The following is a 741-nucleotide window of genomic DNA, read 5'->3' on the forward strand; positions in this document are numbered from 1 at the left end:
GCTGGTAAGCAAACTGGTCATGGATTCCGACATATTGCCTCAACCAATCTAAACGAGCTTGGCTATATGGGAGATGCCATCGAAAAGCAGATGGCCCATGATAAAAAGAGTAGCATTCGCGCAGTTTATAACCACGCGCAACACTTAGAAGAGCGCCGTAAAATCATGCAGGTCTGGGCAGATTTTTTAGACCTACTCAGAGATAAAGGTGAGGTCGTAGATTTCCAGACAGCTCGACAGCAAATTGAGAAATCACTAGAGAATAAAAGCTCTAATTCATTACAAAATACTGATAAACAAGTTTTGATTGAAGTACTTATAGAAAAAGGGCTTACGATAACTGAGCTACAAGACTACATTGATAAGCGTTAGTAAATATCCTTACCATCCACATCTACGTAATCTAAATCGTAAAACCTATTAATCAATATATCAAGCACGGTAGTCTCTGATATCCCTTGTACTTGAGCCATTTTGGCTAGTCTTTTCTGCGTTTGCTTAGTTAAAGGTAAGTGGTATTTACTCTTTACTTTACCAGCTTCACGAAATTTTTTCTGACTCCATGCTCTACGCATCTTATTTATGAATAATAATCTTGTTGGAGGGATCTTATACGAATAATCTAAAGGTTCAAAAATTCCTATACTATCAATAGATGCTTCAATCTGTGCAAGTTTCATGGCTGGGATATTGGACATAAATCCCTCAGGTTTTAGCAAAACCCTACTTTTTTCCAAGTAG

The 741-nt window shown here is 37.7% G+C and carries 1 protein-coding gene and 1 pseudogene; one reads left to right on the plus strand and one right to left on the minus strand.

Annotated elements, in window-relative coordinates; translation table 11 throughout:
* A partial coding sequence (locus ACS8FC_RS17130) for a tyrosine-type recombinase/integrase (protein ID WP_439297671.1) occupies nt 1-372 on the plus strand: 372 nt, incomplete at its 5' end.
* On the opposite strand, the pseudogene ACS8FC_RS17135 reads toward ACS8FC_RS17130, so the two are convergent.
* Nucleotides 369-741, minus strand: a pseudogene (locus ACS8FC_RS17135) (hypothetical protein); the annotation flags it as partial. The gene ACS8FC_RS17130 and the pseudogene ACS8FC_RS17135 sit on opposite strands and share 4 nt — an antisense overlap.

The organism is Psychrobacter sp. 1Y4 (genome assembly GCF_051847555.1).